This is a genomic window from Zymomonas sp. (assembly GCF_020216885.1).
Classification (GTDB): Bacteria; Pseudomonadota; Alphaproteobacteria; order Sphingomonadales; family Sphingomonadaceae; genus Zymomonas.
The window spans coordinates 1-13,280 of the sequence record NZ_JAIWON010000083.1 but is presented as its reverse complement, the minus strand read 5'-3'; the positions used below and the strand labels follow the sequence as shown (position 1 = coordinate 13,280).

General features: G+C 45.0%; 13 protein-coding genes. 7 read left to right on the top strand and 6 right to left on the bottom strand.

Annotation, left to right across the window (positions count from 1 at the left end; all coding sequences use genetic code 11):
• Both LDL18_RS04555 and LDL18_RS04550 read left to right on the top strand, forming a co-directional pair.
• The coding region (locus tag LDL18_RS04555; protein ID WP_296507212.1) for an iron-sulfur cluster assembly scaffold protein at positions 1-350 on the top strand (350 nt) is incomplete at its 5' end.
• Between the two features lie 29 nt (positions 351-379).
• A complete protein-coding gene (locus tag LDL18_RS04550) occupies positions 380-754 on the top strand; it encodes a DUF423 domain-containing protein (protein ID WP_296507210.1) in 375 nt (124 codons plus the stop codon).
• A gap of 42 nt (positions 755-796) precedes the next feature.
• Here LDL18_RS04550 and aroB read toward each other — a convergent pair whose 3' ends face one another.
• Together aroB and LDL18_RS04540 are read right to left on the bottom strand one after the other, a co-directional pair.
• Entirely contained in the window at positions 797-1,936 is a 1,140-nt protein-coding gene (aroB, locus tag LDL18_RS04545) for a 3-dehydroquinate synthase (protein WP_296507209.1), read from the bottom strand.
• Positions 1,933-2,463, bottom strand: coding sequence for a shikimate kinase (locus tag LDL18_RS04540; protein WP_296507206.1), 531 nt, complete (start codon positions 2,461-2,463; stop codon positions 1,933-1,935). The genes aroB and LDL18_RS04540 overlap by 4 nt, the downstream gene beginning before the upstream one ends.
• A gap of 92 nt (positions 2,464-2,555) precedes the next feature.
• Here LDL18_RS04540 and LDL18_RS04535 point away from each other — a divergent pair, with 92 nt between their 5' ends.
• From LDL18_RS04535 to LDL18_RS04515, 5 genes are all read left to right on the top strand, one after another.
• Positions 2,556-2,693 carry a hypothetical protein gene (locus LDL18_RS04535; protein ID WP_011240498.1) on the top strand — a complete coding sequence of 46 codons (138 nt, stop codon included), beginning with the start codon at positions 2,556-2,558 and terminating at the stop codon, positions 2,691-2,693.
• 103 nt (positions 2,694-2,796) lie between these two features.
• Positions 2,797-4,437, top strand: a complete 1,641-nt coding sequence (locus tag LDL18_RS04530) for a hypothetical protein (protein WP_365974729.1) — start codon at positions 2,797-2,799, stop codon at positions 4,435-4,437.
• 41 nt (positions 4,438-4,478) lie between these two features.
• Positions 4,479-5,402, top strand: coding sequence for a tyrosine recombinase (locus LDL18_RS04525; RefSeq protein ID WP_296507202.1), 924 nt, complete (start codon positions 4,479-4,481; stop codon positions 5,400-5,402).
• Between the two features lie 10 nt (positions 5,403-5,412).
• Entirely contained in the window at positions 5,413-6,354 is a 942-nt protein-coding gene (locus LDL18_RS04520; RefSeq protein WP_296507200.1) for an acetyl-CoA carboxylase carboxyltransferase subunit alpha, read from the top strand.
• A gap of 385 nt (positions 6,355-6,739) precedes the next feature.
• Positions 6,740-9,049: a response regulator gene (locus LDL18_RS04515; protein ID WP_296507198.1), complete on the top strand. Its 2,310-nt coding sequence runs from the start codon at positions 6,740-6,742 to the stop codon at positions 9,047-9,049.
• A gap of 1,058 nt (positions 9,050-10,107) precedes the next feature.
• Here LDL18_RS04515 and LDL18_RS04510 read toward each other — a convergent pair.
• The 4 genes from LDL18_RS04510 to LDL18_RS04495 form a co-directional block, all read right to left on the bottom strand.
• Complete coding sequence (locus LDL18_RS04510) at positions 10,108-11,088, bottom strand: flagellar motor protein MotB (RefSeq protein ID WP_296507196.1); 981 nt, start codon at positions 11,086-11,088, stop codon at positions 10,108-10,110.
• Positions 11,089-11,139: 51 nt separating this feature from the next.
• Entirely contained in the window at positions 11,140-12,003 is an 864-nt protein-coding gene (gene motA / locus LDL18_RS04505) for a flagellar motor stator protein MotA (RefSeq protein ID WP_011240504.1), read from the bottom strand.
• 203 nt (positions 12,004-12,206) lie between these two features.
• Positions 12,207-13,064 (bottom strand): flagellin, encoded by an 858-nt coding sequence (locus LDL18_RS04500; RefSeq protein ID WP_296507193.1) that lies wholly within the window; start codon positions 13,062-13,064, stop codon positions 12,207-12,209.
• Positions 13,065-13,078: 14 nt separating this feature from the next.
• On the bottom strand, positions 13,079-13,280 hold a 202-nt coding region (locus tag LDL18_RS04495; protein ID WP_296507191.1), incomplete at its 5' end, for a flagellar basal body rod C-terminal domain-containing protein.

The following is a 13,280-nucleotide window of genomic DNA, read 5'->3' as shown; positions in this document are numbered from 1 at the left end:
CGCCTATTTGTGGTAGTCAAATGGCCTGTGATATCTGCCTTGATGGTAACCTGCATATCACGGAAATAGGGTTAGAAATTTCAGCCTGCGCCTTGGGACAGGCTTCGGCTGCTTTAATGGGGCAGGACATTATAGGGCGTTCTTTGCCGGAATTAAAAGAAACCCTTCGGCAATTAAAGGCATATCTTGCTGGAGAAATCGAAGATATCACAAGCTGGCCTAGCTTAATGACTTTATCGGCAGCCCGCCCTCATAAAGGTCGCCATGGAGCCATCTGTTTGCCGTTTGAAACGGTTATTGCTGCCTTTGAAGCCGCTCTGGTCGCAAAGACAGAGGCTTTGCCCGCCTGAATTTAACTTTGTCAGGAGTAAAGCCTTTTATGAAACGTGACTATATCTCTGCTTTCGCCGCCTTCTCAGCGGCCATCGCCGTCGCTTTTGGTGCTGCCGGTGCGCATCTATTCCATGATCAGGCCGCTTTATGGGCAAAAACGGGGGCTGATTTCCAGTTAATCCATGCTGTCGCCGTGCTGGCTATCAGAATAAAAATGCCCCATAAATTACCAAGCCTTCTTCTCTTGATCGGTGCCTTTCTTTTTTCATCCTCTCTTTATAGCCTTGCCTTGGATGCACCCAAAATCGTCGCGCATATAGCCCCGATAGGTGGGTCTTTGATGATTGCGGGATGGTTGGTGACCGCTGTCTTTTTCTGGCTAGGTCAATCTCGGAATATGAATAAAAAAGACCGCCCGTGAGAAAATCTCAGGGCGGCCTTCATTTCAAAAAATAATATAGGATTAAATCACGCCTTTACGTGCCAATGGGCTATCCAAAAAGGCAGCAACCTCTTCAAGATCAACTTCTTTATCTAGGAAGGTTTTCCCGATGCCCCTTGCCAAAAGGAAGGGCAGGCGGCCAGCTTCCATTTTTTTGTCATGCATCATATGGGCAACCAATTCTTTACCGGATGCTTTAACACCGGCTTCTTCAAGACTGGCGGGAAGACCTGTTTCTCTCAAATGCTTAATAATCCGCTGGACATCTTCTCTAGATGCCAGATTTTTGACATAGGAAAAACCAAAGGCCAGAGCAGAACCTGCTGCAACCGCTTCACCATGGAATAATTTATCAGAAAATCCGGTATCTGCTTCTAACGCATGACCGAAAGTATGACCCAAATTTAAAAGAGCGCGTTTCCCGCTGATTTCTTTTTCGTCATCAGCAACAATAAGAGCTTTGGCACGGATGCTATGTTCAATCGCATACAGACGGCTGGCTTTATCGCCTTCGATCAGAGCCGCACCATGCTCTTCACACCAAGAAAAGAAATCGGGATCATCAATAAGACCGTATTTGATAATCTCGCCATAGCCAGCACGAAGCTGCCGAACAGGCAATGTTTGAAGGGCATCAGGATCAATCAACACAAAAACAGGCTGATGGAAGGCTCCAATCAGGTTTTTTCCGGCTTCGCAATTGATCGCCGTTTTTCCACCAACTGAAGAATCCACCTGCGCCAAAAGGCTGGTGGGTATCTGAATAAATTGGCAGCCTCTTTTCAAAATAGCGGCAGCAAATCCGACCAGATCACCGATCACGCCACCACCCAAAGCAATGATAGCATCCCGCCGTTCAACGCCACGCCGGATAAGCTGATCGCAAAGTTCGGCCAGATGGTGCCAACTTTTAGTGGCTTCACCGGCTGGCAAGATAATAGAATCTATCGTAATACCTGCCTGATGAAAGGACTTTTCAAACTCAGGTAGCTGACAGCGGGCAACATTTTCATCCGTAATGACAATAAAACGCCGATTACGGACATAAGGGGTCAAAATAGAGACAGCCTGCTGATAAAGGCCTGCACCAATGTCGATTTTATAGCTGTGATTGCCAAGATCAATCGGCACGGTGACGGTTTTTGAAACTTCACTGCTCATCGCGGTAACGCCATTATAATTGCATCCACTATTTCTTCATGGGGCTGTGCCCCAGTCCAGACATGTAAAGGTGCCATTGCATAAAAAGAGTCGCGGATATCGGCCAGTTCCTGCAAACGGGTGCGGACATCATGTCCGATTAACAAAGGTCGATCAGCCTGTTTTGTGACCCTTTCGGCCAAAGTATCAATATCGGCTTTGACCCAAATCGCCAATGTTTTTTCAAGAACCAGTTTCCGTGTTTCTTCATCCATAAAGGCGCCGCCGCCCACAGCCAAGACTTTGGGTTTGCCAGCAATAAGGCGTGAAATGACACGGCGTTCACCATTACGAAAATAGTTTTCACCGTAGCGGGCAAATATCTCTGTTATGGATTGTCCGGCAGCTTCTTCGATTTCCAGATCGGAATCTGAAAAAGGCATGTTAAGCTGGCTGGCCAGACGACGACCAATAGTAGACTTGCCAACGCCCATCATACCGATCAAGGTAATTGTGCGCGGATATGGAGAAGAAGGGCTTTGCAGCATGGCCAAGACGCTATACACGAAAGAAATGAGATTACACAATTATCTAGGTTAATGAATAAATGAGCAAAATCGGCTGACTTTTGAGGATGGGTATGTCAATTTTACGCGCTTTCCTGTTAGGAATCATATTTATTGTGATCGTTGGCTTTTTCAGCCTTGGCTTCATGCATTTTGAAGCCCCGATTCGTTCTATCGAAAAAGACGTCGGTAATGACGTGCTTGCTCGCTAAAACTGTTTGTCACAATTTGGCTAAAGACAGACGGAAGCCCTTCACAGGTCGTTATTGGCGGCAATGGGTATTCTTCCTATCTTTTGGCATGTTCACTGGAATAATGAGCAGTGGCGTTTGTTTCGGACAGAGTCAAACACCATCTGCTCATTCTTATTCGGTTCATGCTTTAAAACATCCTATTAGGATAGAAAAAAAAGAAAAAACCGAAAAAAAAGACGGAAATTATCTTTTTTGGCAGAATAGCGGCCTTATCAGCGGGGCAAAGGCTGGTACTTTAAGAGATGGCTGGGGAAATAACCCCTCTGGTCGTTATCTTACTAGCCTGATGCAACATGTGGATACGCCTTTGGCCTCACGCTGGGCAGAAATCATGCTGCGGCGGGCTTTGATCTTAAAAGCAGGGTTACCAAGGGATGTCTCGCCCCAAGGCTGGATTGCCGCAAGGGCAAATCTGCTGTTGCAATTAGGGGAGGCTGATGCGGCAAGAGCGCTTATCCAAAAGTCAGGGCTGGCTCCTGATGCTCTTTTACTAGACGCCACCGTTAAAACGGTTTTAGCGACGGCTGACCCCGCCGGACTTTGTCCTTTACTGCCTTATTTTGCTGATACTGAAATAAAAGACGCCAATGAAACCTTAGTGCGTGCTTTATGTGCGGGGTTGGGTGGTGATGATGCTGTCTCTAGCTGGCTATTCAGCCGTGCCAATTATAAAGGTGATCAGACAGACCGAAAATTGGCGCAAAAGCTTGCTCTTGCAGGTAGCCACGACAATCATACGATTCATATCAATCGGGGTGAAGTTGGTCACTTAACACCATGGCGTTTTGGCATGGCGACTGCTGCTGGCCTTTTGTTACCTGACTATCTTTATGGTAGTCTTAATCCCGCCTATTGGGCTTTCCTTGCACGATCAACGATGATTCCGCCAAGATCAAGGGTGACTGCTATTAGAAAAGCTGCTGTCCTTGGCGTTTTTTCAAATTCGGCTCTTGTCGATTTTTACTCATCTCTGTCTGCCAGTGACAATGAACATGATAATAATGATCTTGTTATAAATGATGATATTCCCAATTTGAAACAGGCTTATATCAATAGGGATGAGATGAGCCGCGTCAAAGCGATTGAGAGTTTGATACGCAATGGCGATGATGCAGATGAGCGTTATGCGGGGATGATTCTCACCGCACGCGCCGCTAGCTATATCACCCCCAATAAACGTTATCGTGACATTATTCCCGATTTACTAGGCGCTATGTTTTCTGCTGGTTTTGATCAGGCTGCTACCCGATGGGCATCGGTTGTAAAAGACATGGATAAAGAGCAGAGCGACCCTGCATGGATATTATTGGCTCTGGGATCGCCTGATAAAGTCATGGATTTAAGCCGTAATCATATCCGGCATTTTATCGAGCAAAGCAACCAAAGTGACCCTTGGCGCGGTCGTATGGCTGTGGCTGCTTTGGCAGGCCTCGATCGGATTGAGGAGGAAGAAAGCTGGTGGTTTCAAATCCATTATGATAATTTTTTGCATGACGAAAATTCTTGGGTCAAAGCCCTTGATAAGGCCGCTTCGTCGCATGCTCCAGCAACAGTCGCTTTACTTGTCGCGATCGGTATGCAAAATCGTTCATGGCGGTCGGTCGCCCCTTCGACTTTTTATCATATGTTAAAAGCGATGAAAAAAGTCGGCCTTGAAAATGAAGCGCGGATGATGGCGGTTGAAATGATGAGCCGCACATAAAAGATAGCCTTTAATCTCTATTTTATTTTAAGAATGGGCTAATGTCAGAAAAATCTGAAAATGAAGCGCGGATCGAAGATGAAAGCCTTATTCTCCGTTTCCTTGAAATGATGGCAGCGGAATCCGGCTCTTCTCCGAACACGCTTATGGCGTATGGCAGCGATCTAAGACTGGCTTCGCAACAGCTTAAAAATGGTCTTGTCAAAGCCGATACAGATGATCTTTCCAGTTTAGGGGTTGTTTGGTCTGATTATGCCCGTAATACGGTTGCCAGAAAATCGGCAGCGTTAAAGCATTTTTATCGTTTTTTGTTAGAAGAAGGCATGAGAACAGATGATCCGTCATCTTCTTTACCTCATGCTGGTATTTCTCGGAATTTGCCCAAAATTCTGACAACGGCCGAGGTTGAACGGTTATTTATTACCTTGCAACAACGTTACGAGCGCGCGGCAACCCCATCGACTTTACGGCTGATAGCCTTGGTCGAGTTATTATATGGTTCGGGTTTAAGAGCCAGTGAACTGGTTTCTTTGCCGAAACAGGCGTTTATCCGCAAACAGCCCTTTTTAATTTTGAAAGGAAAGGGTGGTCGTGAACGTCTGGTGCCGATATCAGATAGGGCAACGGATGCGGTCGCCGCGTGGCTGGTGCATGTGCCTGAAAAAAGCCTATGGCTTTTTCCTTCAGGAAAGGGGCATATTAGCCGGATCAGACTTTACCAGCTTATCAAAGAATTGGCTGTCGAAGCTGATTTACCACGCGAAAGAGTGAGTCCACATGTCTTACGGCATGCTTTTGCAACACATTTACTCGAAGGGGGAGCAGATTTGCGAGTCTTGCAGCTTTTATTAGGCCATGCGGATATATCGACTACCCAGATTTATACCCATGTTGATAGCCAAAAATTGGTTGAATTAGTCAATTCACGTCATCCACTCGTTGACGTTCCTGTAAACGCAGCCTAACCGAGCAATAATGGTTTCTTATCTCGACTTTGAAAAGCCCGTAGCTGAGTTACAGACACGCATCGCTGAACTTCGCAAAGCTACTTCGGATGAAATGGATCTTGACCGTGAGATATCTGATCTCGAGGTCAAGGTGCAAAAACTGCTGCGTGATACATACGCACATCTGACGCCTTGGCAAAAAACACAGGTCGCCCGCCATCCCGAACGGCCTCATTTCCATGATTACATCTCGGCTTTGTGTGAAGAGTTTATTCCCTTGGCCGGTGATCGCCTTTTTGGTGAGGATGAGGCCATCATTGGGGGGCTTGCCCGTATAGATGGGCAGCGGGTGATGATTATTGGCCAAGAAAAAGGCAATGATACGGCCAGCCGTCTTAAACATAACTTCGGCATGGCTCGTCCTGAAGGCTACCGTAAAGCTATCCGCTTAATGAAGCTAGCGGATCGTTTTGGTTTGCCCGTTATCACTCTGGTAGATACATCGGGGGCATTCCCGGGAATTGATGCCGAAGAACGGGGGCAGGCAGAAGCCATTGCCCGTTCAACAGAAACCTGTTTGTCTCTAGCTGTGCCTCTGATTTCTGTTATCGTTGGTGAAGGTGGGTCTGGTGGTGCTATCGCTATCGCTGCCGCTAATCGCCTTTTGATGTTTGAACATGCGGTTTATTCTGTCATTTCTCCAGAAGGCTGTGCTTCTATTCTATGGCGCGATGCAGGGAAGGCCAGTGATGCGGCAACAGCTATGAAGCTGACAGCTACTGACCTTTATGGCCTTGGTATTGTCGATCGTATCGTTCTCGAGCCAGTCGGCGGCGCTCATCGTGACTCCAAAACCGCGATTGACGCTCTTAAAATGGCGTTGCTTCAAGAATTAGCTTTCTTAAAACCGATGGATCGTGATGCTTTGCGGTCAATGCGGCGTAAAAAATTCTTAGATATCGGGGGATAATTCGCGATTCCTCCGAATTCCGAATCTATAGCCTGTCCGTAACGGCATTTTTCAAATGCAATCGGACAGGCTTTTTTTATCTAGCCTTTCCGGCCTACTCACCTAAACTATTCTATCGGCCATATTTTTGCGTCCGAGAAAAAATAGCGTGGAATTGGTAAAAACAACCCATTCTTAATAAATAAAATGCACTCTATATTTTCTTTTTCTATAAAGTGATTTGATTGACCTTTTTTATTTGTTCAGCGATGAAATATGTATGAAATCTGCCATATTTTCTTATTTGGCTGGAATTAAAAACATTCCTGCATCCAGATGGCTCTTTATAGCCTTTTTAATCCTTTCCTTTTTATCTTTTTTTCTTTTTGGATGGGTTATTGGGGACTTGCGCCTTTTATTTTTATCGTTGGCGGCTTATTTCGGGATTACTTTTTTTATTCTGTTTTCTCGAAAAAAAATCTTTATTTCACATAATATTCATTCAGCTTCCCAGCTACCAGATCTGGCCTTACTTCATGCCATTATTGATAGTGATACGGCCGCCGTCGCTATTAGCGATCGCTCTGGACAAATGCTGGCTTCAAATGCCGCTTATAATCAATCTTTTCCCTCTCTGCTTTTACCGGATCAATTTGACCTACCTCCAGAAACGCGGCAGTCGCTCGATAAAGCCTTGCGTCTCGTTTGGCGTAACGGTGGTGCCAATTTGACATGGCAATCTCATGACCAACGGATTTATACGCTTTCAATCCGCAGGGCGGGTATCCATCATAATTATCTTATATGGCGCATTCAGTCACAACATCCCATTCCTGAAGGCGAGACTATATCGGCTTTAGTCGAAGGCCATTTAGGACGACTTTTTGCAGAAGCCGGTATAATGGCCGTTTTATTGGACGAAAAAGGCCGGATTGTTCTGACTAATCCTGTCTTTAATTTCAGAAGCACTGGGCAGATCGACAGCGATATAAAAGGTGCTGACTTTTTATCTTTTTTTCAGGTTAATCGTCATGGGCAGTTTTTCTTTAAAAATGCAGGCGAAAAAGACCATCCTGTTCATTTTGTTAAAATAGATATCACCTCGAATGCCTCCAAGAGGCATCTCAAAGGTCAGCATTATGCCGAATTTAATCTGATCTTATTACTGGACGAGGTTCAAAATAGCGATCAAACAGGACAAGATTATCTCGATATTATCGGACGATTACTCCCTGTTTTACCTTATAATTTGGCTATTATCGGGGCAGATGGCCAAGTCCTATTGATGAACCCGCCGATGTCCCGCATTACAGGAATGTCGCTCCGACAATTCGTCATGTATCCAAGCGATTGGGTCGTGCAAGAGGATAAAGCCGCCGTTGCCGATGCGGTTCGGCGTTATTCTGCGGGACGTGTCCTTTCGGGTGAAATTTCTGTCAGATTGATCGCCAAGCCAGAAGAAACGGTTATTCTAACGCTAACCGGTATCCGCCATCTAGGTGAATCTGCCTTGATGATAAGTTTGCAAGAATCCGCCAGCGAAAATGAAATCAAGCAACAAATGGCGCAAACCACCCGAATGCAGGCTATCGGCCAGTTGGCAGGTGGTGTGGCGCATGATTTCAATAATATTTTGACGGCTATTATCGGCTATTGTGATGTAATGCGTATGCGTCATGTCCCAGGCGATAGTGACTATGATGATATTCAACAGATCAGGCATAACAGCAATCGGGCAGCCGCTTTAACCCGACAATTATTGGCCTTTTCCCGCCAGCAGACAATGCGCCCTCAAATATTGCAACTCCCTGACGTTATCTCAGAGATTTCCAATCTTTTGAAACGGTTGTTGGGTGAAAAAATCTTGCTGACCGTCAAGCATGGTCGCAATTTGGGCTTAGTCAGAGCCGATCCAGGACAATTAGAACAGGTTATTGTTAATCTGGCGGTGAATGCGCGTGATGCCATGCTGGATAGTCGCGAAGAACGGCATCTCACTATTCAAACATACCGCGTATTAGCTGAGGAATCTTCTCGGAAAAGGCATCATGCTATTCCCCCTGCTGATTATACTGCCTTGGCCATATCGGATACGGGAAGCGGTATTCCTCCCGAAATTTTGAACAAAATATTCGAACCTTTTTTCACGACGAAAGAGGTCGGCAAAGGAACCGGATTAGGTCTGGCAACTGTTTATGGCATTGTAAGACAATCCGGCGGCTTTATCTTTGCCGATTCCGAATTAGGGGTTGGTACCTGTTTTACGATTTATCTGCCTATTTACGAAGGCGAATTACCTCAAAAAGAAATCTCGCAACAAGATACCCCAACTCCCTCTATGGTCTGGGGAAGCGGTAAAATACTGTTAGTCGAAGATGAAGAAACTGTCCGTAACGTTGCCAGTTTTGGATTAGTGCGGCAGGGCTATGAAGTCTTAACGGCAGAAAATGGCGAAGAAGCTCTGTCTATCCTAAGGAAAAATCCTGAAATTGACCTGCTGATTTCTGATGTCGTTATGCCGGGTATGGATGGGCCCCGTTTGGGCAGCGAAGCCCGCAAAATCCAATCGGATTTACCTGTTCTATTTATTTCGGGATATGCGGAAGAACAATTAAGGCGCTCGATCAGCCTTGAGCATGTTGCCTTTTTACCCAAGCCGTTTTCTATTCAGGATTTGGCGGTTGCTGTCAGTAAAGTTCTCAAGAAGGCAGGGTAATCTTTTCTAAGAATAGTTTTTCTGAAAATTGCCCTTCTTTCTTCTCGTTTTTTGCGGCAGCCATAGAATGGCTAGGATTTGTTAAAAAAGGATATAAATTAAGATTTAAAAGAATAATTTAAAATAAAATTTCTATAGATCAGATGGAATGTGTCGAGATATGACGCAGGCGGAGTGAAAGATAATAGAGATTCTTCCTTCGAGCGAGCGCGGTCTCTGCGCGTCCTAAAAAAAGTAATCGGTATTCTTCAATGATACGCCTTATATCCTTGAAACAGGTTATTCGTGGCGAGACATGTATAACGCCATGGAAAATAGAATTCGGTCTATGTTCGATTCAAGAGATGAGCAGAATAAGGTATTTGGGATACTCTTCTTGAACCTTGGCATGATGGATATAATACTGACACCCTATTGATAGATAACACGATCATTCGCACCCGTAGTCAAGCGGCTCGCACAAAAGGGGATGTATAAGAAAGACCTTGGTCGAAGCCACAGTGGCTTTACGAGCAAAAACCACGCCCGTTCCGATGGGTCAAGGCTGCCTTAGCTTTTGAGCGAACTAGTGGCGAGGTCTCTGATTATTGTGGTGCCGATATTCTGATGGATATCCCTATAACAATGCTCCGTCGTTTTCTCTCTGACACCTTTTTTCTCTCTGACAAAGGAATGATAGCGACAGATTGCAGGAAAAACTGCTTTTTCGGGGCATCTCTCTTGTTATCCTGCTTCCTTCCAATCGAAAAGGGTATATCTCTTCCGATCTCTAGCACTACAAAGCTCGTCACGTATCAAGCCGATATTTTTTAATAGGTTAAAGCCGTTCAGAGGTATCGCCACAGGCGACACCAAAGCCAAAAAAATTTTATCGTCTTCTTTTATATCGCGGCTGTAAAATTGTGGTTATCTTACTCTTATCAATAAAAACCCACTATCGCCCAATATTTTTATACGGGAAAATAGACATCAAGATAGCGCCTTATTGAGAGGGGGAGTCTTCAAAATACGACATCTCTCTCAATGACAAGACTTTCTCTAAAACGGAATTACAGGCTTTATTTCGAGACTTTTTTATCAGAAGGCGCGTTTATTTTGGCAACGGCCTTATGCTCTTCAGGTGTCGGGTCGGAATGACCAGAAGTTGGTGAAACAGGATGATTACGGGCATCATCACTATTAAGCCAGCTAAGCGTAATAGACATACGACGGTTTCGTGGATCCATCCGATTCTCGGGGACATAAGGTTCACGGTCAGCAACCCCTTCAATCCGGTCGAAACGGTTCAAATCAACCCCACCAGCAATAAGACCGCGACGGGTTGCATCCGCTCGTGCTGCCGATAAAGTCCAGTTATTGACATTTTGACCCGATGCATAGGGTAGAGCATCGGTATGTCCCCGAACAATAATCATATTCGGGACATCTTTGATAACCCGCGCGACTTCGGCAATAAGTTTCTGCGCGGCAGGAACCATATTTTCCGTGCCAAGGGTAAACATCGCAAAATCAGACTGGTCAACAAGATCAATACGCAAGCCTTCGCGCGTTTCAACAAGACGAACACTTTGTTGTAATCGAGCAAGGCTTGGGTCTTTTTTCATATGCTCTTCAAGCATTTCACGCAGTTTTTCAAAACGCTGCCGATCATTTTGTTTAATGATCTCTTTTGCTTGCGCAATCACATCAGGATTTTTCGCAATCAGCTTTTGTCCATTAGGCGCTAATTTCGAATGGGTTGGCATATCTTGAGGTGCCGTAATGGAATCACCCTTCAAGAAACCCATTCCTCCATCTGATCCAGCCGCACTTTCTGGTGTCAAAGACGGATTAAAGTAATCGGCAATACCTTTGCGTTCTTTTTCATTGGTAGCACCCAGCAGCCATAACAACAAAAAGAAGGCCATCATGGCCGTCACAAAGTCGGCATAAGCGACCTTCCACGCACCGCCATGGTGACCGCCATGACCTTCGTCAATAATCTTTTTGACGATAATGGGGCGTATCTCTGGCTCATTTCTGTTGCTTTTTCTTGCCACCGTCTTTTGCCTTCGGATTTAATGTTTTGTTATCAACTCGGAATTCAAGGCTTAACGCCCACGCATTCCATCAAATATTTCGGCAAATTCTGGTTTATTCTCTTCTGGAATATCCGAGCGCGCCGCTTCAATAACCAGAGGAAGAGGATGCCCTTGCATAGATGAAATAATCATCTGCTTAATGACCTGATAAATATGAGCATCTGAGTCAATCACGGCGCGGCAACGGTTCGCCATAGGGGCAACAATACCGTAAGCAAGTAACACACCAAGGAAGGTTCCGACCAAGGCTGAACCAATCATCGCCCCAAGAATAGGCGGTGGCTGATCAATGGAACCCATGGTTTTAACCACACCCAAAACAGCGGCAACAATACCAAAAGCTGGCAAAGCCTCTGACAGATTTTGAAGAATATCAGCTGGTAGAGAGGTCTCGCTATGATGGGTCTTGATTGTATTATCAATCACATCTTCAACAGCATTCGGATCAAGCGTCCCCGAAGAAACCACAACCAGTCTTAGCGTATCAGTGATAAGACTAACCAAGGTTTTATCCGTCAATAACTTCGGATATTCTGCAAAAAAAGCACTGGATTCAGGGTTTTCAACATGGCTTTCTAATGCCACAGGGCCTTCTGTCCGAAGGGTGCGCATCAGCTTTCCGACAAGAAAAATCGTATTTTGATAATCTTCTTTGTTGAATTTAGGACCCTTAAAAACGGATTTAAACCCGCCTAGCAAAAGTTTCAATTCAAGCATCGAGTTACCGGCAACAACACTACCAACCGAAGCGCCACCAATAACAATCAATTCATGCGGAATAGCTTCCAACACTGGCCCCAGATGGCCACCCGTAATAGCAAAGCCACCGAATACCATGACCAGCAAGATGGTAAAGCCGATTGCCGCAAACATGAAAAACCTTTCCCTCGGGTTATTTCTATTCCCGATTTATAATTATCAAATATTTAAGCTGTCTTTTCACAAAGACAGGGCGGCAAGTAAATACAGCCTATTCAGAATATTTTAAGGTCATAGATATTAAAATATTCCTAGCAAAAGGCTGTATTTTTAAACCGATATTTTTATCAATGATTCAAAATTACTTAATCAGGATGTCATCCAAGTTTATCAAAAAGGCTAGAGCTAGTTACACGAGCCAAAGCCGCCCATTCTGCATTTTGTTGGGTTTCACTCGCTGTAAATTTTGCATAAACTTCTGCGTAATCGATTTCTTCATAAGAAGATTTTGTCGATTTTAGAGTGACCGCTTGGTCAGAAAGGCGATTATCCTGATCGCTAATCTGGGTTGCAAGAACGCTCTGTTGTCCCTGCGCATCAGACATATGGCTGATAGCATCTTGTATCTGGTTAAGGGCATCACCCATCGCCGATGAATCGTTATTTTTAATAGCAGTTTGCGTTTTTTCTAATAAGGTCGATAAGTCAACAGATGACCCTGAATTGCTGCCACTGCTGGCTGTAAAATTGAAGACCTGTGTCTGGGTAAGGGTTGCGGCAACAGACCGATTATCACCAACCGGATAAGAAATTAGCTGGCTACTGTCCGTTGGGAAAAGAGCATTCCCATTTGTGTCGGTCGTTGTTTTATAGCTGTTGATCTGATCAGTCGCACTGCTGACTTCCTTAGCTAAAATATCACGAGTAGATGATGAATTTGTGCCATTCATCGCCTGCTGTAGTTTATTCTGAATGGAACTAAGCTGCGTTGAAATATCGGATAAAGCCGCATTGGACTGATCAGAAACGGCAGTCGCCGTCTTGATATTCTTCTGATAAGCCGTATTCCCGCTTAAATTACGTCGCAAGGTATCTATCTGTTGGGATGCAACGGGGTCATCAGAAGGTTGCTGTATTTTTTTCTGAGTAGAAATCTGATTTTGATAATCGGCTAACTGACTATTGGTAGCCTGCATGCTACTGATAGAAGAATTAATACCAAACATCGTAGTCATTAGTCTAACCCTTCCTAGAACAGTTCAAGAATAGCTTGCATCGTGGTTTGAGCCGTCTGCAATATCTTTGCAGAAGCATTATAAGCCTGCTGATAACGCAGAAGTTGAGCCGCTTCTGTGCTTAAATCAACGCCTGACAAGCTGTCGCGTGTTTTTGCCGCAGTATTGTATAAATTCTTTGTATTAGTCGCGTTGGTCGCCGCCGAAGACGTTGCC

Bases quoted from the DNA above. Each gene is read 5' to 3' on its own strand.
- LDL18_RS04550 (WP_296507210.1), top strand. From the start codon at position 380: ATGAAACGTGACTATATCTCTGCTTTCGCCGCCTTCTCAGCGGCCATC.
- aroB (WP_296507209.1), bottom strand. From the start codon at position 1,936: ATGAGCAGTGAAGTTTCAAAAACCGTCACCGTGCCGATTGATCTTGGC.
- LDL18_RS04540 (WP_296507206.1), bottom strand. From the start codon at position 2,463: ATGCTGCAAAGCCCTTCTTCTCCATATCCGCGCACAATTACCTTGATC.
- LDL18_RS04535 (WP_011240498.1), top strand. From the start codon at position 2,556: ATGTCAATTTTACGCGCTTTCCTGTTAGGAATCATATTTATTGTGATC.
- LDL18_RS04530 (WP_365974729.1), top strand. From the start codon at position 2,797: ATGAGCAGTGGCGTTTGTTTCGGACAGAGTCAAACACCATCTGCTCAT.
- LDL18_RS04525 (WP_296507202.1), top strand. From the start codon at position 4,479: ATGTCAGAAAAATCTGAAAATGAAGCGCGGATCGAAGATGAAAGCCTT.
- LDL18_RS04520 (WP_296507200.1), top strand. From the start codon at position 5,413: ATGGTTTCTTATCTCGACTTTGAAAAGCCCGTAGCTGAGTTACAGACA.
- motA (WP_011240504.1), bottom strand. From the start codon at position 12,003: ATGTTTGCGGCAATCGGCTTTACCATCTTGCTGGTCATGGTATTCGGT.
- LDL18_RS04500 (WP_296507193.1), bottom strand. From the start codon at position 13,064: ATGACTACGATGTTTGGTATTAATTCTTCTATCAGTAGCATGCAGGCT.